Genomic DNA, 17902 nt, shown 5'->3' with positions numbered 1-17902 from the left:
GGCGCGCAGGCGGCGTCGGCGCCGGTGGCGAGGGCGCGGGGGTGGGCGGCGGCGTGGGCAGGGGCGGCGTCGGGGCCGTGGCCTGCTGCTGCGGCGCGGGCGTGGGCGCCGGCGGCACGGGCGCGGGCGGCACAGGGGTGGGCGGCGCGGGCGCCGGGCTGGGCGCGGGCGGCGGCGGCGGAGGGGGCGGCGGCGGGGTGGGCGGCGTCGGCGCCTGCTCGGCGCTGGGCATGGTGTTGTTCGGCGTCGGCTCGGGCGCGGGCGGGGCCGGCAGGGGCAGCGGGTTCGGCGCCTGCGCCAGCTGCGGCATGTCCGGCGTGACCAGCTCGACGGGGATGGCTTCCTGCGGCGGCGGAATCTCGCGGCCGGGCAGGCGGATGAGCAGCATCAGCCCCAGCAGCGCATGCAGCGCCGCCGAGACCGCAGCCCAGAAACGAAGGCCGGAACGGGCCATGGCGATGTTGCCGTATGTCCTGCTCAGCGCCGCGCCGGCGCCGGTTGCTGGGCCGGCTGCGCCGGTGCCACGGGCTGCGCCGCCGCCGGGCGGCCACTGGGCTGCTCGGCCAGCAGGGCCACGCGGGTGAAGCCGGCGGAGGAGACGGTGCCCATCACCTCCATCACCCGGCCGTAGTTGATGCCCCGGTCGCCGCGCACGAAGATGCGGCGCTGCTGCTCGCCCGGCTTCTGCTCGCGCATGATGGCCTGGAGCTGCGGCACCAGCCCTTCCAGCGGCACCTCCGTCTCCTGCAGGAAGATGCGGCCCTCGGCGTTGACGGAGATGGTCAGCGGCTCGGTTTCCTGGTTCAGGGCGCTGGCATTGGTCTTGGGCAGGTCGATCGGCACGCCGACCGTCATCAGCGGCGCCGCGACCATGAAGATGATCAGCAGCACCAGCATGACGTCCACCAGCGGCGTCACGTTGATCTCGGCCATGGCGCGGTAGCGGCCGCGCCGGCCATTACCCCCTGGGCCATTGCCTCCGGTGGACATCGCCATGGCGTCAGCCCCGCTCCTCGGCCTGGCGGGAGAGGATGGCGCCGAACTCGGCGGCGAAGCCCTCCAGCCGCGCGGCGAAGCGCGCGAGATCCGTGGTGATCTTGTTGTAGGCCAGCACCGCCGGGATGGCGGCGACCAGGCCGATGGCGGTGGCGAACAGCGCCTCGGCGATGCCGGGGGCGACCACGGCCAGGTTGGTGTTCTGCATGCCGGCGATGGCGGAGAAGCTGTTCATGATGCCCCACACCGTGCCGAACAGGCCGACGAAGGGCCCCACGGAGCCCACCGAGGCCAGGAACACCATCCAGCGCTCCAGCCGGTCCATCTCGCGCTGGATCGCCACCGTCATGGCGCGCTCGGCGCGCTGCTGCATGCCCACCGTGGCGATCTCGCCGCCGACGCTGCGCTCCCATTCCCGCATGGCGGCGCCGAACACGGCGGCGATCGGGTGGGTGGGGCGCTCGCCCTCGGCCTGGTGCAGCGCCTCCAGGCTGCCGCCCGACCAGAAGCGGTCCTCGAAGGCGTCCGCCGCGCGGTTCACCCGGCGCAGGCTCGTCACCTTCTCGAACACCACCGCCCACACCCAGACACTGGCCACCAGCAGGCCCAGCATCACGGCCTTGACCACCCAGTCCGCCTGCAGGAACAGGCCCCACAGGGACAGATCGTGCGCCATCTGGCCGAGGTTGGACGCTGTCACGCTGTCACCCACGGCAATCTCCTTTTCCTACCCGGCCGGCTCGTCCGCCGGCCCGCTCGCCGGGCAGCCCGCCTGGGCGGCCTGCCGGAACACGCCGCGCCAGGGTTCCGGTATGAGCTGGGGGCGCATGTCGCCCGCCCGCACACACACCAGACCGACCTGGAGCCGCGCCTTGACCCCGCCCCCCTCGCCGATCACGTCCTGGGCGAGGTCCACCGAGGCGCCGCGGAAACGGCGCACGCGGGTTTCCACGATCAGGGAATCGTCGAGGCGGGCGGGGGCCACATACTCCACTTCGACGCGCCGCACCACGAGCATCGAAGAGTAACGTGCTATGAGAAGTTGATGCGGCAAGTTTATGGCACGCAAGGATTCTGTCCGCCCCCGCTCCGCCCAGCGCAGATAGGTGGCGTGATAGACGATGCCGCCCGCGTCCGTATCCTCGAAATAAACGCGCACCGGCAGCCGGTGCGGCCAGCTCAAAACCCGCCTCCGAGCAGGTCCGGCTGGCTGCCGGCCGGTGGCGCCAGGCCCAGATGCCGCCAGCCCGGGTCGCCGAGGACCCGGCCGCGCGGGGTGCGAAGCACATAGCCTTCCTGGATCAGATAGGGCTCCACCACATCCTCCAGCGTGTCCCGCCCCTCGGCCAGGGCGGCGGCCAGGGTCTCGACGCCCACCGGCCCACCGCCATGGTGCTCGGCGATGCGGCGGAGATAGCGGCGGTCCATCGCGTCCAGCCCGCGCGAATCGACCTCCAGCCGGTTCAGCGCGGCATCGGCCATGGTGCGGTCCGCCACCTGGCCGGAAACGAGCGCGAAGTCCCGCACCCGGCGCAGCAGGCGCCCGGCGATGCGCGGCGTGCCGCGCGAGCGGTTGGCGATCTCCTCCGCCCCTTCCTCCGCCAGCGCGAATCCCAGCTTCTGCGCGCCGCGCCGCACGATCAGCAGCAGCTCCTCCGGCGTGTAGAACTGGAGCCGCAGGGGAATGCCGAAGCGGTCGCGCAGCGGGGTCGCCAGCAGGCCCGCCCGCGTGGTGGCGCCGACCAGGGTGAAGGGCGGCAGGTCGATCCGCACGGTGCGCGCCGCCGGCCCCTCGCCGATGATCAGGTCGAGCTGGAAGTCCTCCATCGCCGGATAGAGGGTCTCCTCCAGCGCCGGCTGCAGGCGGTGGATCTCGTCCACGAACAGCACGTCGCGCGGCTGCAGGTTGGTCAGGATGGCGGCGAGGTCCCCCGCCCGCTGCAGCACGGGGCCGGAGGTGGCGCGGAACCCCACCCCCATCTCGCGCGCCACGATCTGCGCCAGCGTGGTCTTGCCGAGGCCCGGGGGCCCGTGCAGCAGCACATGGTCCAGCGCCTCGCCCCGCGTGCGGGCGGCCTGGATGAAGATGGCCAGGTTCTCGCGCGAGGCCTTCTGGCCGGTGAAGTCGTCCAGCGTCTGCGGGCGGAGCGTGGCCTCGGCCGCATCCTCCTCGCTCCGCTGCGGGTCCGACAATCTCTCACTCATTTTTCTGCAAGCTGCCGGTCAGGGTGGTGAAGGGGTCGCCGCGGCTTTCTGCAAGCTGCCGGTCAGGGTGGTGAAGGGGTCGCCACGGCCCGGTGGCGTGGCGGTGGCCAGGGCATCTCATCGGGGGGCCAGCTCCTTCAGCGCGTCGCGGATCAGCGCCTCCAGCGTGGCGTCCTCGCCGAGGCGCTCGGTCACGCGGGCGACGGCCGCGCCCGCCTCCGGCCGCCGGATGCCGAGATTGACCAGGGCCGAGATGGCGTCCGCCTGTGCGCGGCCGGCGGGCGGCAGCTCGGGCGCGGGGATCGAGACGGAGAACCCCGCCCCCGTCGGCAGCGCCCCCGCCTTGTCGCGCAGCTCCGAGACAAGGCGGATGGCGAGCTTGGCCCCCACCCCCGGCGCGCGGGTCAGCGCCCCCTTGTCCCCCGCCATGACGGCACGGGCCAGGTCGGCCGGCGACAGGGCCGAGAGCAGCCCCAGCGCCACCTTGGGACCCACGCCCTGGATGCTGGTCAGCGTCCGGTACCAGTCGCGCTCGGCGGCGTCGGCGAAGCCGTAGAGCAGGATGGCGTCCTCGCGCACCACCGTCTCGATCAGCAGCGAGCCGGTGGCGGGCGGGCGCGGCAGCGCCGAGAGCGTGCGCGCCGAGCAGGAAACGAGGTAGCCCACCCCGTTCACGTCGAAGATGCAGCCGCCCTCCAGCGGCGTATCCAGCCGGCCGGTCAGTTTGCCGATCATGCCAGTTGCCCGATCATGCGCGGGCCCTCGCCAGCACGAGGTTGGTCGAGCGGTGATGCGCGTGGCAGATGGCCACCGCCAGCGCGTCCGACGCGTCGGCGCGGCGGAGCGTGGCGCCGGGCAGCAGGCGGCGCACCATCTCGGCCACCTGCTCCTTGTCCGCATGGCCGGTGCCGACCACGGCGCGCTTCACCTCCATGGCCTGGTACTCGGCCACCGGCAGCCCGGCCAGGGCGGGGGCCAGCAGCACCACGCCCCGCGCCTGGCCGAGCTTCAGCGCGGCGCCGGGGTTCTTGTTGACATAGGTGTGCTCCACCGCCGCCTCCTGCGGCCGCCACAGGTCCAGCAGCGCGTTCAGCGCGCGGTGGATCTGGCAGAGCCGCTCGGCCAGGGACAGGTCGGTGGTGGTGGAGATCACCCCGTCGGCGACGTGGCGCAGCCGGTTGCCGCTGCTCTCCACCACCCCCCAGCCCGTGTGCTGGAGGCCAGGGTCGAGCCCCAGCAGGCGCACCACGCCGCTCACCGCCTCATTCCGCCGAGAGCTTCGCCAGCACGGCCTCGGGCACCTCGAAATTGGCCGTCACCGCCTGCACGTCGTCATGGTCGTCCAGCACGTCGATCAGCTTGAGCACGGAGCGCGCCTTCTCCTCGTCCAGCTCGACCGAGACATTGGGGCGCCATTCCAGCCTGGCGCTCTCGGCCGGGCCGAACTTCTCCTCCAGCGCGTCGCGCACCGCGAACAGATCCTCGACGGCGGTGCGGATCTCGTGCCCCTCCTCGCCGCTCTCCACATCGGCGGCGCCGGCCTCGATGGCGGCCTCCAGCATGGTGTCGGCGTCCGCCACCGCAGCCGGGTAGCGCACCACGCCGTTGCGGTCGAACTGGAAGGAGACCGAGCCCGTCTCGCCCAGCGCGCCGCCATACTTGGAGAAGGCGGAGCGGATGTCGGAGGCGGTGCGGTTGCGGTTGTCGGTCAGCGTCTCGACGATCACCGCGACGCCCGCCGGGCCGTAGCCCTCGTAGCGCACCTCCACATAGTCCTCGCCGCCCGCCGCGCCGCTGGCCTTCTTGATGGCGCGGTCGATCGTGTCCTTGGTCATGTTGGCCACCCGTGCCGCCTGCACCGCCGAGCGGAGCCGGGGGTTGGACGCCGGGTCGGGCAGGCCCTGGCGGGCGCTGACGGTGATCTCGCGGATCAGCTTGGCGAAGACGCGCGCGCGCTTGGCGTCCTGCGCGCCCTTGCGGTGCATGATGTTCTTGAACTGGGAATGGCCGGCCACGCGCTGCTTCTCCGGTTATTCTCATGATGTTCCGGGGGTTTGCGTCTATACCGCCGCCGCGCGCCGGATGCGAGGGGGGCCTCCCCCATTGCCTGTCCGCGCAGCCCGGCCCCGCATTGCCCCGCGAAATGGCGCGCCCTAGCATCCGCCGGGTCCAGGGCAGGAGCCGACGATGAGCCACGACCCCCACGCCATCGCCACCCATGAGGCGTTGCAGGCACACTACGCCCCGCCGCGCGAGCTGGTGACGAAGAAGGTGACGGACCGGATCGACCCGCGCACCGCCGGCTTCATCGCCGCCAGCCCCTTCTGCCTGCTGGCCACCTTCGGCGCGCGCGGGCCCCACTGCACCCCGCGCGGCGACGCCCCCGGCTTCATCGACGTGCTGGACGACAGGACCCTCGCCCTGCCCGACCGCCGCGGCAACAACCGCATCGACGCGCTGCGCGACATCATCGACAACCCGGCGGTGGCGCTGCTCTTCCTGGTTCCGGGCGCGGGGGAGACGCTGCGCGTCGGCGGGCTGGGCCGCATCACCGCCGACCCGGCGCTGCGCGAGCGCTACGCCATGCAGGGCCAGCTGCCGGCCACCGTGCTGCTGGTGGAGGTGCGGGAGGTGTTCATGCAATGCCAGCGCGCCATCCTGCGCGCCAGGCTGTGGGGCGGGCGGGACCGGCCCAGCGCCGCGCCGAGCATGGGCGAGCTGCTGGCCGCCCATACCGGCGGCCTGGTCGATGCCGAGAAATACGACGCCGAATCGGCGCCGCTCGTCAGCAAGGTTCTCTACTGAGGCGGCGGCCCGCCCCTTCCGCGAAGGGGCGCGGCCGGGCCGGCAGGGCCCCGCTCAGGCCTCGGGCATGGCGGGCGCGAGCAGCCCGCCCATCCGCACCGGCTCCACGCGCCGGGCGAGCCCGGTGGCGTCGTCCGTCTCGACGAACACGCCGGAAAGGCTGGCGGGCCCCTCGGCCGGGGCCAGCTTCTCGCCCGGCACCTTCTTCCAGAAGCGCAGCGCGGCGGCGCCCTTCTGCATGCCGATCACGCTGTCATAGTCGCCGCACATGCCGGCATCGGTCATGTAGGCGGTGCCGTTCTCCAGGATGCGGTGGTCGGCGCTCGGCACATGGGTGTGGGTGCCCACCACCAGGCTCACCCTTCCGTCGAAGCTGTGCGCCATCGACATCTTCTCGCTGGTCGCCTCGGCGTGGATGTCGAGGAGAATGGCCTGGACGGAGCCGCCGGCGCCCAGGCTGTGCTTCGCCAGCTCGGCCTGCACGGCGCGGAACGGGTCGTCGAGCGGCTCCATGAAGAGCCGGCCCATGGCGTTGATCACCAGCGCCTTGCGGCCACCCGGCACCTCCACCACCGTGGCGCCCCGCCCGGGCGTGCCGGGCGGGTAGTTGATGGGCCGGATCAGCCGCGGCTCGCCATCGATGAAGCCGATGATCTCCTTGCGGTCCCAGGAATGGTTGCCGAGCGTCAGCACATCCGCCCCCGCCGCCAGGAAGGCGCGCACCATGTCGGGCGAGACGCCGAAGCCGTGGCTGGCGTTCTCGGCGTTCACCACGACCAGATCGGCCCTCAGCCGGGCGCGCAGGCCGGGCAGCTCGGCGGTGAGGGCGTCGCGGCCGGAACGGCCCACCACGTCGCCCAGGAACAGGATGCGCAAAGTCTGTCTACCTTTCGGTGCGGATGAAGCCCGCCTCGGTCGCGATGCCGGGCAAGGGCTGGTCGTGCGGCCCGGTGGGCACCGCCCCCACCTCCTGCGCCGCGTAGGCGACGCCGATCGGGTGAGCGGAGGGCAGCAGCGCCAGGGTGCGGTCGTAATAGCCGCCGCCATAGCCGAGCCGCGCGCCGCGCCGGTCGAAGGCGAGCAGCGGCACCAGCAGCAGATCGGGCGCCACCGCCTCCTCGCCGCCGGGCACCGAGGTGCCGAAGCGGCCGGGCAGCAGCGGCTCCCCCCAGCGCCAGGGGCGGAAGACCAGCGGCAGGCCGCGCCGGGGCGTCACCGGCAGGGCGAGGCGGTGCCCGGCTTCGGCCAGGGCGCGCAGCAGGGGGCGGATGTCGATCTCGTCCCCCATGGGCCAGAAGCCGCCGATGCAGGCACCGGGAGCGGGCGGGCTTTCGCGCAGCACCACGTCGGCCAGCGCCTCGGCAGCGCCCGCGGGGTCGAGGGCCGCGCGAGCGGCCAGCGCCGCCTGGCGCATCGCCGCCTTGGCGGCGGCGAGTTCCGGCGGATCGGCCTGGAAGGGGGGAGAAAGGGAGTGCGGAGCCGCCATGGCCGTTGGCGTGTTATCCTCCTAAGGCCTGTGTAAACAGGTGGGCACCGGATAGCCGGACCAAGATCCGGCCAGAGCCAGCTCCCGGAGGATGCTTATTGGCCCCAGGGATAATGTACCTGACGCACCGGGCAGCTCCGCCGGACCCATTTAGGGTCGGTCGAGCGATGCCGCAATGCCCTCGATCCGCTCGGCGAGCCGGCCGAGCCTCTCGGCCAGCAGCGGGTCGGAGGCGGGGGCGGATTGCAGGCTGGCCGCCTTCACGCGCGACATCTCCACGCGCAGGTCGTGAAGCTCATCCGCCAGCAGCAGCGCCGTCAGCAGCAGCAGGCGGCTTTCGCCGAACTGCCCGCCCATGGCGCGGATGGAGGAGACGCGGCGGTCCACATCCGCCGCCAGCGCGATCAGATGCCCTTCCTGCCCATCCTCGCAGGAAACCGGATGGGTATAGCCACCGACACGAACCGTGACCTGGGCCAATCTCAGCTCCCCTTGCTGCTGTCGTCCACGGGCGCGGCGGGGGCGGCCTTCGGTTCCGCCGCCTCATCCGGCTCCGCCTCGTCCTCGGGCAGGCTGGCGGCCTCTCCCTCCACATCGGCCAGGGCGGCGCGCAGCCGCGCCAGCGTCTCGTCCAGCCGCGCGGAAAGCGACGCCACCTCGTCCGGCGTCACGCCGGCGGCCTGCGGCGGGCGGGCCAGGGCCGCCGCCAGCCTCTCGACCGCCTGCTCCAACCGTGTCGCCGCCGCGTTCACCGCATCGCTCATGCCGACGCCTTCACCCAAGCCGTGCCTCTCATGATTTCAGGCTTTACGCGGGCCTCATGGGCAGGGTCAACGGATGCAGTCCGCCGGAACGCGGTATCCTGGGGATCGGAGGGGCATGGAGAGGCTGGAAGCATCACGAATGCGCGGGATTGTGGTGCGCGACGCCGCCGGCGTGGCGCTGGCCCTGAGAGCCGCCGCGGAGGCCGGGCTGCGCGGCCCGCTGCCGCTGCTCTCGCCCCCCGGCGCCGCCACCTGGCTCGGCGCGCCGCTGTTCCTGGCGCAGATCGCGGCCGGCGGCGCGGCGCCGCCGGGCCTCGAACCATGGCCGGTGCTGGATTGCGCCCTGGCGCCCGGCCACGCCCTGGCCGCCCTTCGTGCCGGCGTGGCGGCGGTGGTGCTGTTGCCGGAATGCCCCGCCTTCCCCGCCCTCGCCGCCCTGGCACCGGGCCGTGTGCTGCCCGCCGCGCCGCCCTCGCTCGACCTCGCGGCGCGGAACCCGCGCGGGCGGGATGGCGCGCTCGCGGAGATCGCGCGCTGGCTGGCGGATGACCCGGCGCGGCAGGCTGCCGGACACGTCGCCCACGGCCCTGATGACAGCCCGAAGAGCCTCGGGTAAAGCCGGCGGGGCGGCCCGCCTCCATGCCGGGGCGCCGCAAGAAAGGCCCGCCGCTCCGGATACAGGCTCCGAGGCCCCTCGATCCGCGGGCGGCAGGGCGCCGAACGGAAGGAAGCACGGTCATGCAGCTCACGCCCCGCGTGAAGGAGATCCTCTCCTGGTACGAGAGCGACAATCCCGGCACCAAGGCCAACCTGGCCCGCATCCTGATGGAAGGGCGGCTCGGCGGCACCGGCCGGCTGGTGATCCTGCCGGTGGATCAGGGCTTCGAGCACGGCCCGGCCCGCTCCTTCGCGCCCAACCCGGCGGCCTATGACCCGCGCTACCACTTCGAGCTGGCGATCGAGGCCGGGCTTTCCGCCTATGCCGCGCCGCTCGGCATGATCGAGGCGGGCGCCGCCACCTATGCGGGCGCCATCCCGACCATCCTCAAGGTCAACTCCTCCAACAGCCTGTCCACCACCAAGGACCAGGCGGTGACCGGCACGGTGGCGGACGCGCTGCGCCTTGGCTGCTCGGCCATCGGCTTCACCATCTATCCCGGCTCCGAATACCAGTTCGAGATGATGGAGGAGCTGCGCGAGCTGGCGGAGGAGGCCAAGGCGGCCGGCCTCGCCGTGGTGGTGTGGAGCTACCCGCGCGGCCCGAACCTCGACAAGACCGCCGAGACGGCGCTCGACATCTGCGCCTATGCCGCGCACATGGCGGCGCTGCTCGGCGCGCACATCATCAAGGTGAAGCCGCCGACCGAGGCCATCTCGCTCGACGCCGCCAGGAAGACCTACGAGAAGAACCCGGTGGACACCTCCACCCTCGCGGCGCGGATCAGGCACGTGACCGATGCCTGCTTCGGCGGCCGGCGCATCGTGGTGTTCTCCGGCGGCGAGGCGGGCACGGCCGAATCCATCGTCGAGATGGCGCGCGGCATCCACGCGGGCGGCGGCAACGGCTCGATCATCGGCCGCAACACCTTCCAGCGCCCCAAGGCCGAGGCGCTGAAGCTGCTGTCCGACATCATCGACATCTACAAGGCGGCCGCCTGACATGGCGGCATCCGCCCCGGCGGAGACGGGCGGCGGCGGGGAGCCCCGCTGCCGCCTCTACCTCGTCACCCCTCCCGCGCTGGAGCCGGCGGCCTTCGCCGAGCAGCTCGCCCGCGCGCTCGACGCGGGCGACGTGGCCGCCGTGCAGCTCCGCCTCAAGGATGTGGAGGAGAGCGCCCTGAAGCGCGCCATCGACGTGCTGCGCCCCGTGGCGCAATCGCGCGACGTCGCCTTCCTGCTGAACGACCGCGCCGACCTCGCCGTGCAGCATGGCTGCGACGGCGCCCATCTCGGCCAGACGGATGGCGACCACGCGAAGGCGCGCAAGCTGCTGGGGCCGGAGCGGATGCTGGGCATCACCTGCCACGCCAGCCGCCACCTGGCGATGGAGGCGGGCGAAGTGGGGGCGGATTACGTGGCCTTCGGCGCCTTCTTCCCCACCGCCACCAAGGTGGCCGAGCACCGGGCGGAGCCTGAGATCCTCGAATGGTGGGCCGAGATGTTCGAGCTGCCCTCGGTGGCGATCGGCGGCATCACGGCGGAGAACTGCGCGCCGCTGGTGCGGGCGGGGGCGGATTTCCTGGCCGTGGTGGGCGCGGTGTGGAACCACCCGGAGGGGCCCGCCGCCGGGGTGCGGGCGCTCAACGACGCGATCGCCGCCGCCTGAGGGGACGGGCGCGGCGGGAGAGGCGGATCAGGGGCGGCGCGGATAGGGCGTGCCGGTGACGGGGCAGCAGGGCGGGTCCGGCAGGCGAGCGATGCGGGCACGTGCCTCCGCCGCCTGGGCGGCGGAAGCCAGCCGTTGGTCCGGCTCCTGCCCCTCCGGATAGGCGCCCACCACCAGCAGGTCCTCGGTCTCCTCCAGGCGCTGGTGGCCGGTGCCGGCGGGCAGCACCAGCACGTCGCCCGCGGCCACGGGCAGTTCCGGCCCGCTTTCATCGCCAAGCCGCACCAGCACCGTGCCCTTCACCACGGCCAGCGCCTCATGCGCCGTGGTGTGGAAATGCACATAGGGATGGATGCCGTCGCGCCAGGCGGGCAGCCAGCCATGGCCGGCGAGCAGCGCCTCGGCGCGCTCCACCTTGCCCGGCGGAAAGGCGCCGCGATGCACCTGGACAGGCAGGCGCGGATTGTTCGGAACCGCCTCCTGGTTGGGCAGCCACAGGGTCTCCGCCTTCATCTCCCGGTTATCTTTCATCTCCCGCTCACCTCCGGCCTCCGGTCATCCTCGCCGCTGGAAACGGGGGCGGGGGTGCCGGAGTTGCGGAGCCGGGTCTTGGCTATTGCGCGAACAGGCCCATACGCCGCTCCCATTCCTCCCGCAGGCGCAGCGCCCAGCTCGGATGCGGCTCGGGCAGCCGCGGCATGTCGGGCGGGGGCGGCGTGGTGAGCACCGCCTCGGGGCGCGGGCGTGGCGAGGGCGGGGGGAGGCGGCCCAGCAGGCGGGGGTCGGCCAGCATCGCCTGGGCTTCCGGGGAAAGCAGGAAATCGGCCGCCAGCATCGCGGCCTCGGGCTGCGCCGCGTTGCGGGGAATGGCCAGCAGCGCCGCATAGGCCATGCTGCCCCGGCCCAGGGCATGGACACGGCTGGCCGCCGGCCATTCCCGCGCTCCCACCAGCCGCGGCAGCGCAACCGGGTCCAGCGCCGGCATCAGGCCGATCTCGCCTTCCCGGAGCAGGCGCCGCAGCGCCGTGGCACCCTCGGGAAAGTCCTGGCCCTGGCGCCACAGCAGCGGGCGGAGCGAGGCGTACCATTCCCAGAAGGGCGCGGTGAGCAGGGTGAAGTTCCGTTCCGTCGCCGGGCTCGCCAGGATGCGCGGATGCGGCACCAGCTCATACAGCGCCTGCAGCAGGAAGGCCGCGCCCAGGGCGTGGCGGGGTGGCGGGTGAGCCAGCCGGCCGGGCCGCGCCCGCGCCCAGTCGGGCAGCGCCAGCATGCTGGCGGGCGGCTCCGGCACCCGCGCCGCGTCATGCACCAGCACCAGGGCGCCGCCATGCCAGGGCGTGCCGAAATCCGCCTCCGGCATGCCGGGGAGCGGCAGCGGGGCGTGCGGCAGGGCGGAGCGCGCCGGCAGCAGCAGATTCCGCCGGCGCAGGGTGGAGAGCGTCGCCATGTCCAGCGCCACCAGGTCCACCCCTTCCCCGCCCGCGACGCGCGCGGCCGCCTCCGCCTCGTCACGCAGCGGCACCACTTCCAGCTCCAGGCCGTGCCGGCCGGACAGCGTGGCCGCGAACCAGCCGAGGAAGCGCTCCAGCCCGGGGTCCTGGATGGTGAGGTGGAAGCGCAGCGTCCGGCCCCGGGCGCGCTGGCGGAGCGCCTCCCACAACAGGGCTGCGGCTCCGCTCAGAGGCGCCTCGGCGCGCGCGGCCCGTGGCGGCGAGGCCGCGGCCAGGCCCGCGAGCAGCCCGCCCGGCAGGCGGGAAAGCAGCCGGCGCCGCGCGATCACGCCCCCGTCTCCCGCGAGGGGGCAGGCTGCGGGACCCGGCCTTTTCTGTTCCGCCTAAGCATGGGGCGGCGTAGATGGGGTCGCGGGGCCGGTTTACCCAGCCCCGCCGGACTTCATCTCCCGCAATGCGGGACGTCGCGCGCCAGGCCGCCGAACAGGTCCAGCATCCGCTCCCGCCAGCCATGCACAGGGTCCGTGGCCTCCAGAAGGCTCAGGGAGGACACGCAGCGCGCCCATTGGAAGCCGCCGAACACCGCATAGTCGGCATAGTCCGGCGATCCTCCACCGAGGAAAGGGTTCTCCCACAACAGGACGCGCATGGGTTGCAGGGCGGTGCGGAACTCCGGCAGGCGGCTCTCACGCCCTTGTGTCACCTGCTCCAGCCCCATGCCGAAGCGCGCCTCGCGGCTGGCGCGGAAATAGGCCTGCTGGCCCTCGCCCAGCCATTGCGGGATGTCGCTGACGATCATCCGCACCAGCTGCGCGTTCAGCACCGTGTCGGCCCAGGCGGCGATGAAGCGCACCGGCTGGCGCGCGCCCCGGAACAGCGATGGCGCCTCCGGATAGCGCTCCTCCAGATACTCGGCGATGGCCCAGGAATCCGAGACGACCCGGTCGCCATCCACCAGCACCGGCACCTTGTCCTGCCCCGAGAAGGCGATGGCCTGGCTGTCGGTGAAGCGCCAGGGGATGCACGCCGCCTCCAGGCCCTTGTGGGCCAGCGCCATGCGGCTGCGCCAGCAATAGGGGCTGAAGCGGCGCGCCGGGTCGGCCCCGGCCAGCTCGTAGAGTTCGCGCGCCATCGCGGCTCAGCCGGGGCGGGCGGGATTGGCGGCGGTGTTGGCCGCCGTCTGGCCGAACAGGATGGCGCGGCTTTCCTCGTTCACCGTCGGCTGGCTGCTGATCTCCTGCGCCCGGGCATAGGCGCGCTCCGTGCCGGGGCGCGCCTTCACGGCGGCGAACCAGCGGGCGAGATGGGGGAAGTCCTCCAGCTTCTGGCCCTGCCGCTCATGCGGCACGATCCAGGGATAGATCGCCATGTCGGCGATCGAGTATTCCGCACCGGCGACGAACGCGCGGTCGGCCAGCCGGCGGTCCAGCACGCCATAGAGGCGGTTGGTCTCCTTCACGTAGCGGTCGATGGCGTAGGGGATCTTCTCCGGCGCGTACTGGGAGAAGTGGTGGTTCTGTCCGGCCATCGGGCCCAGCCCGCCCATCTGCCAGAACAGCCATTGCAGCACCTCGGCGCGCCCGCGCACATCGGCGGCGGGCGGGATGAAGCGGCCGGTCTTGTCGGCGAGGTAGAGCAGGATGGCGCCGCTCTCGAACAGCGGCACGGGCGCGCCGCCGCCGGCGGGCTCATGGTCGAGGATGGCGGGGATGCGGTTGTTCGGCGCGATGGCCAGGAATTCGGGACGGAACTGCTCGCCCTTGCCGATGTTCACCGGGACGATGCGGTAGGGCAGCCCCGCCTCCTCCAGGAACATCGTGATCTTGTGGCCGTTCGGCGTCGTCCAGTAATGCAGGTCGATCATCGCGGGCAGCTCCCTTGCGGCGGCGGGGCGCCGCCACCCTGGGGCAGGACGCTACAAAGCCCCCTGCCCTCCGGCAAGCCGCCCCGCCGCCGCCGCGCTAGGCGGCCTGTGCATCGCGGCCCGGGAAGTGGCAGGCCGCCAGCTGGCTTCCATACGGCGCCAGGGGCGGCTCCTGCGCGGCGCAGAGCGCGGTGGCGCGCGGGCAGCGGGTGCGGAAGCGGCAGCCGCCCGGCAGGCGCCCCGCATCGGGCGGCTCGCCCGCCAGGCTGAAATTCTCCGTCACGCGCGGGCCGCCGATGCGCGGGATCGCCGCCAGGAGGGACTGGGTGTAGGGGTGCTGCGGGTCGGCGAAGAGCGAGGCGGTGGGGCCGATCTCGACGATGCGGCCGAGATACATCACCGCCACCCGCGTGCACATCATCCGCACCACCGCGAGATCGTGGCTGACGAAGACATAGGTGAGGTCGAAGCGGTCGCGCAGCTCGCGGAACAGCTTCAGCACCGTGGCCTGCACCGAGACGTCGAGCCCCGAGGTCGGCTCGTCGAGGATCACCACCTTGGGGTGCAGGGTCAGGATGCGCGCCAGGCCCACGCGCCGCTGCTGCCCGCCCGAGATCTCGTGCGGATACAGCTCCAGATGCCCTTCCGGCAGGCCCACGGCGCGCAGGATCTCGCGCACCCGGGCGCGGCGGGCGGCGGCGTCCAGATTGGTGTGGATGACCAGCGGCTCCTCCAGCGAGCGGCCGATCTTCCAGCGCGGGTCGAGCGAGGCGCCGGGGTCCTGGTAGGCGTATTGCAGGTCCTTCCGGCGCTCCGTGCGGTGGCGCTGGCTTGGGCCGGCGAGCAGCTCGCCATCGAGCAGGATCTCGCCGGCATCGGGCTGCTGGATGCCCATCACCGTCTTGCCCAGGGTGGACTTGCCGCAGCCGGACTCGCCCACCAGGCCGAGGATCTCGCCCTTCTCCAGCGTGAAGGACACGTCGTCCACCGCCTTCACCGCTCCTACCCTGCGGCCGAGGAAGCCGCGGATGGGGAAGTGCCGGACGAGGTTGCGCAGCTCAAGGATGGGGGTCGCGCTCATGCGGGCAGCCTCGGATGGTAGCAGCGCAGGCGGTGGCCGGCGGCGAGCTGCGTCTCCTCCGGCCGGACCACGCGGCAGGCCTCGGTGGCGCGGTCGCAGCGCGGGTGGAAGCGGCAGCCGGCGGGCTGGGCGAGCGGGCTCGGCACCTCGCCGGGGATGCCGCCGACATCGGCGGCGCCCCCCTCCTCCGGCGCGCGCGGCAGGCTTTCCAGCAGGCGCGTGGTGTAGGGATGGGCGGGGGCGGCGAAGAAGGCGTCGATGGGCGCGGATTCGACGTCCTGCCCGGCATACATCACCGTCACCGCGTCGCAGATCTCCCAGGCCGAGCCGAGGTCGTGGGTCGTCAGCAGCACCGCCACGCGGCGCTCGGTGGCGAGGCGGCGGATGACGCCCAGGATCTGCGCCTGGATGGTGACGTCGAGCGCCGTGGTCGGCTCGTCGGCGATGACGAGGTCCGGCTCCGGCAGCAGCGCCATGGCGATCATCAGCCGCTGCCGCTGCCCGCCCGAGACCTCGTGCGGGTATTTCCGCAGGATGGCGCGCGGATTGGGAAGCTGCACGGCGGCCAGCATCTCCAGCACCGCCTCCATGTCCGCGCGGCGGCGGGCGCGCGGATAGGGCTGCAGCAGGGCGGGCCAGCGCCCCTCCCCCTTCCGGCGCGGCGACTTCCACTTCATCAGGTCCATCATCTGGTCGCCGATGGTGAAGACCGGGTTGAAGCTGCTGAACGGGTCCTGGGGGATGAAGGTGATGGCGCGCCCGCGCAGGTCGCGCGCGACGATGGCCGGGTCCTCGCGCAGCAGGTCGCGGCCGCGGAAGGCGATGCTGCCGCCATCGATCCGCGCGCCGCCCGCCGGCAGCACGCCCAGGATGGCGCGCGCCAGCGTCGTCTTGCCGCAGCCGGATTCGCCCACCAGCCCCATCACCTGCCCGGGCGCGATGCGCAGGCTGGCACCGTCCAGGATGCGCGCCAGGCCGCGCTCGGTGCGGAAGCCGAGGGTGAGGTTCTCGACATCCAGCAGAAGCTCGCTCATGGCTCGCGCCCTCCCCGGCGGATGCGTGGGTCGAGGATGTCGCGCAGCCCGTCGCCCAGCAGGTTGAAGCCCATCACCACAAGGAAGATGGCGATGCCGGGCGCCAGCGCGTACCACCAGGCCTCCGGCAGGTATTCGCGGGATTCGGCGATGGTGCGGCCCCATTCCGGCGTCGGCGGCGGCGCGCCGAGGCCGAGGAAGCCCAGTGCCGCCGCGGTCAGGATGGTGGCGCCCATGCCGATGGAGGTGCGTACGATGATGGCGGAGGCGATGTTGGGCAGGATGTGCAGCAGCATGACGCGCGGCGCCGAGGCACCGAGCGCGATGGCGGCCTCGACGAAGGTCTCGTTCTTGACCGAGCGCGTCTCGGCGTAGACGAGCCGCGCCCAGAACGGCCAGTAGGTGGCGGACAGCGCCAGGATGACGTTCTCGATGGACGGCCCCAGCGTCTGCGCGATGGCGATGGCCAGCACGATCTGCGGCACGGCGAGGAAGATGTCGGAAAGCCGCATCAGCAGGTCGCTGAACCAGTTGCGGTAGTAGCCCGCGACAAGCCCGATCGGCACGCCGATCAGCACCGCCGTGCCGACGGCGATCACCGCGATCAGGATGGTGATGCGGGCGCCGAACAGCAGGCGGCTGTAGATGTCGGCGCCCATGCGGTCGGTGCCCAGCCAGTGCTCGGCGCCGGGAGGCGTCAGGCGGCGGGCGGTGTGGATCTCATAGACGTCGGTCGGGTGGGTGGCGAGCCAGGGTGCGAACAGCGCCGCCAGCACCAGCAGCAGGATCAGCGCGAAGCCGAGCAGCGCCGCGCGGTCGCGCAGCAGCCGGCGCCCGATATCGGCGGCGCCGGCGAGGAAGCCGCTGTTGGACGTGCTCATCGCGTGCTCCGTGGGTCGATCAGCGTGTGCAGCACATCGACGATCAGGTTGACGATGACGAAGATGGCGCCGGCCCAGAGGGTGAAGCCCATTACCGCGCGGTGGTCGGACTGGATGATGGAGATGACGGCGAAGGCGCCGAGGCCCGGCCAATCGAACACCGCCTCCACCACCACGGCGCCGGAAAGCAGCACACCGAAGATCAGGCCGATCTGGGTGACGGTGGAGATCAGCGCGTTGCGCAGCACGTATTTCCACGTCACCAGCGCGCCCGGCAGGCCCATGGCGCACTCGTAGAGGACATAGTTGCTGGTCACCACCTCCAGCACGCCGGCGCGGGTGAAACGGGCGATGGTGGCCGCCGCCGGCAGCGCCAGGGTGATGGCCGGCAGCGCGATGTGGCGCAGCGCCCCGCCAAGCGACTCCCAGTCCGCCTGCAACAGGGAATCGAGGATCATCATGCCGGTGAGCGGCTCCGGGCCGAAGCCGTCGATCCGCCCGTTCAGCGGCGCGATGCCGACCTTCATGGCGAAGAGGTATTGCAGCTGGATGGCCAGCCAGAAGCTCGGGATGGCCAGGCCCGAGACGGTGACGACGCGCAGCGCGTGGTCGATCGCGCTGTTGCGCCGCAACGCCGAGACGACGCCGAGCGGGATGCCGATGGCGGAGGCCAGCAGCACGGCGGCGAAGGTCAGCTCCAGCGTCGCCGGCAGCCGCGTGGCCAGTTCCTCGGCGATGGGCTGCTGGCTGAACAGGCTGACGCCCATGTCGCCCCGCAGCAGGTCCTGGAAATAGGCCAGGAGCTGCACGGGGAGCGGCCGGTCGAAGCCCAGCTCGCGGCGCAGGGCGGCGATCTGCTCGGCCGTGGCGTTCTCGCCCGCCAGGATGGCGACCGGATCGGTGGGAATGACATGGCTGATGAGGAAGGTGATGACGCCCAGACCGATGAGCGTCGGTACCAGCCACAGCAGCCGTGACAGGATGAGTTCCAGCCTTTTCATGCGGCGCC

23 protein-coding genes, 1 other RNA gene and 1 pseudogene are annotated in these 17902 nt (G+C 72.6%); 4 read left to right on the top strand and 21 right to left on the bottom strand.

What is annotated here, in order from left to right; translation table 11 throughout:
- The 8 genes and pseudogenes from CR162_RS22290 to CR162_RS04265 form a co-directional block, all read right to left on the bottom strand.
- Positions 1-454: pseudogene (locus tag CR162_RS22290) on the bottom strand (hypothetical protein); the annotation flags it as partial.
- A gap of 23 nt (positions 455-477) precedes the next feature.
- Complete coding sequence (gene tolR / locus CR162_RS04295) at positions 478-996, bottom strand: protein TolR (RefSeq protein ID WP_099094280.1); 519 nt, start codon at positions 994-996, stop codon at positions 478-480.
- Positions 997-1000: 4 nt separating this feature from the next.
- On the bottom strand, positions 1001-1708 hold the full coding sequence (gene tolQ / locus CR162_RS04290; RefSeq protein WP_245870114.1) for a protein TolQ: 708 nt from the start codon (positions 1706-1708) through the stop codon (positions 1001-1003).
- A gap of 15 nt (positions 1709-1723) precedes the next feature.
- Complete coding sequence (locus CR162_RS04285; RefSeq protein ID WP_099094279.1) at positions 1724-2179, bottom strand: YbgC/FadM family acyl-CoA thioesterase; 456 nt, start codon at positions 2177-2179, stop codon at positions 1724-1726.
- Positions 2176-3201, bottom strand: coding sequence for a Holliday junction branch migration DNA helicase RuvB (gene ruvB, locus CR162_RS04280; protein WP_099094278.1), 1026 nt, complete (start codon positions 3199-3201; stop codon positions 2176-2178). The genes CR162_RS04285 and ruvB overlap by 4 nt, the downstream gene beginning before the upstream one ends.
- A gap of 117 nt (positions 3202-3318) precedes the next feature.
- Complete coding sequence (gene ruvA / locus CR162_RS04275) at positions 3319-3936, bottom strand: Holliday junction branch migration protein RuvA (RefSeq protein WP_099094277.1); 618 nt, start codon at positions 3934-3936, stop codon at positions 3319-3321.
- Positions 3937-3949: 13 nt separating this feature from the next.
- Positions 3950-4450 (bottom strand): crossover junction endodeoxyribonuclease RuvC, encoded by a 501-nt coding sequence (gene ruvC, locus CR162_RS04270; protein ID WP_099094311.1) that lies wholly within the window; start codon positions 4448-4450, stop codon positions 3950-3952.
- A 13-nt stretch (positions 4451-4463) separates the two neighbouring features.
- A complete protein-coding gene (locus CR162_RS04265; RefSeq protein ID WP_099094276.1) occupies positions 4464-5216 on the bottom strand; it encodes a YebC/PmpR family DNA-binding transcriptional regulator in 753 nt (250 codons plus the stop codon).
- Positions 5217-5388: 172 nt separating this feature from the next.
- Here CR162_RS04265 and CR162_RS04260 point away from each other — a divergent pair, with 172 nt between their 5' ends.
- Entirely contained in the window at positions 5389-6006 is a 618-nt protein-coding gene (locus CR162_RS04260; protein WP_099094275.1) for an MSMEG_1061 family FMN-dependent PPOX-type flavoprotein, read from the top strand.
- A 54-nt stretch (positions 6007-6060) separates the two neighbouring features.
- Here CR162_RS04260 and CR162_RS04255 read toward each other — a convergent pair whose 3' ends face one another.
- From CR162_RS04255 to CR162_RS04235, 5 genes are all read right to left on the bottom strand, one after another.
- Positions 6061-6882 carry a TIGR00282 family metallophosphoesterase gene (locus CR162_RS04255; protein ID WP_099094274.1) on the bottom strand — a complete coding sequence of 274 codons (822 nt, stop codon included), beginning with the start codon at positions 6880-6882 and terminating at the stop codon, positions 6061-6063.
- A 7-nt stretch (positions 6883-6889) separates the two neighbouring features.
- Entirely contained in the window at positions 6890-7492 is a 603-nt protein-coding gene (locus CR162_RS04250; RefSeq protein ID WP_099094273.1) for a 5-formyltetrahydrofolate cyclo-ligase, read from the bottom strand.
- A non-coding RNA gene (gene ssrS / locus CR162_RS04245) (6S RNA) lies at positions 7479-7633 on the bottom strand. Before ssrS ends, CR162_RS04250 begins: the two co-directional genes overlap by 14 nt.
- 9 nt (positions 7634-7642) lie before the next feature.
- On the bottom strand, positions 7643-7972 hold the full coding sequence (locus tag CR162_RS04240) for a cell division protein ZapA (protein ID WP_099094272.1): 330 nt from the start codon (positions 7970-7972) through the stop codon (positions 7643-7645).
- A 2-nt stretch (positions 7973-7974) separates the two neighbouring features.
- Positions 7975-8274, bottom strand: a complete 300-nt coding sequence (locus CR162_RS04235; RefSeq protein WP_141563066.1) for a hypothetical protein — start codon at positions 8272-8274, stop codon at positions 7975-7977.
- A gap of 121 nt (positions 8275-8395) precedes the next feature.
- Here CR162_RS04235 and CR162_RS04230 point away from each other — a divergent pair, with 121 nt between their 5' ends.
- The 3 genes from CR162_RS04230 to thiE all read left to right on the top strand — a co-directional run bounded on the left by CR162_RS04230 (position 8396) and on the right by thiE (position 10582).
- Entirely contained in the window at positions 8396-8872 is a 477-nt protein-coding gene (locus CR162_RS04230; RefSeq protein WP_099094270.1) for a hypothetical protein, read from the top strand.
- Between the two features lie 122 nt (positions 8873-8994).
- Positions 8995-9915: a class I fructose-bisphosphate aldolase gene (locus CR162_RS04225; RefSeq protein WP_099094269.1), complete on the top strand. Its 921-nt coding sequence runs from the start codon at positions 8995-8997 to the stop codon at positions 9913-9915.
- A gap of 1 nt (position 9916) precedes the next feature.
- Positions 9917-10582 carry a thiamine phosphate synthase gene (gene thiE, locus CR162_RS04220; protein WP_099094268.1) on the top strand — a complete coding sequence of 222 codons (666 nt, stop codon included), beginning with the start codon at positions 9917-9919 and terminating at the stop codon, positions 10580-10582.
- Between the two features lie 27 nt (positions 10583-10609).
- Here the strand turns inward: thiE and CR162_RS04215 are convergent, their stop codons facing one another.
- The 8 genes from CR162_RS04215 to CR162_RS04180 form a co-directional block, all read right to left on the bottom strand.
- The gene (locus CR162_RS04215) at positions 10610-11113 is read right to left on the bottom strand and encodes a cupin domain-containing protein (RefSeq protein WP_218014830.1); all 504 of its coding nucleotides are present in this window, start codon (positions 11111-11113) and stop codon (positions 10610-10612) included.
- An 82-nt stretch (positions 11114-11195) separates the two neighbouring features.
- A complete protein-coding gene (locus CR162_RS04210) occupies positions 11196-12362 on the bottom strand; it encodes an ABC transporter substrate-binding protein (RefSeq protein WP_099094266.1) in 1167 nt (388 codons plus the stop codon).
- 113 nt (positions 12363-12475) lie between these two features.
- Positions 12476-13165, bottom strand: coding sequence for a glutathione S-transferase family protein (locus CR162_RS04205; protein WP_099094265.1), 690 nt, complete (start codon positions 13163-13165; stop codon positions 12476-12478).
- A 6-nt stretch (positions 13166-13171) separates the two neighbouring features.
- A complete protein-coding gene (locus CR162_RS04200) occupies positions 13172-13897 on the bottom strand; it encodes a glutathione binding-like protein (protein ID WP_099094264.1) in 726 nt (241 codons plus the stop codon).
- A gap of 97 nt (positions 13898-13994) precedes the next feature.
- Positions 13995-14978, bottom strand: coding sequence for an ABC transporter ATP-binding protein (locus CR162_RS04195; RefSeq protein ID WP_099094263.1), 984 nt, complete (start codon positions 14976-14978; stop codon positions 13995-13997).
- A complete protein-coding gene (locus CR162_RS04190; RefSeq protein WP_099094262.1) occupies positions 14975-16012 on the bottom strand; it encodes an ABC transporter ATP-binding protein in 1038 nt (345 codons plus the stop codon). Before CR162_RS04190 ends, CR162_RS04195 begins: the two co-directional genes overlap by 4 nt.
- The gene (locus tag CR162_RS04185) at positions 16009-16893 is read right to left on the bottom strand and encodes an ABC transporter permease (RefSeq protein ID WP_099094261.1); all 885 of its coding nucleotides are present in this window, start codon (positions 16891-16893) and stop codon (positions 16009-16011) included. Before CR162_RS04185 ends, CR162_RS04190 begins: the two co-directional genes overlap by 4 nt.
- Positions 16890-17894, bottom strand: a complete 1005-nt coding sequence (locus CR162_RS04180; protein ID WP_099094260.1) for an ABC transporter permease — start codon at positions 17892-17894, stop codon at positions 16890-16892. Before CR162_RS04180 ends, CR162_RS04185 begins: the two co-directional genes overlap by 4 nt.
- Positions 17895-17902: the final 8 nt, after the last annotated feature.

Origin of the sequence: Teichococcus rhizosphaerae (genome assembly GCF_002631185.1) — a bacterium.
GTDB classification, from domain to species: Bacteria; Pseudomonadota; Alphaproteobacteria; order Acetobacterales; family Acetobacteraceae; genus Pseudoroseomonas; species Pseudoroseomonas rhizosphaerae.
The sequence above is the reverse complement of the archived record's forward strand: the minus strand, read 5'-3'. Positions and strand labels throughout refer to the sequence as shown.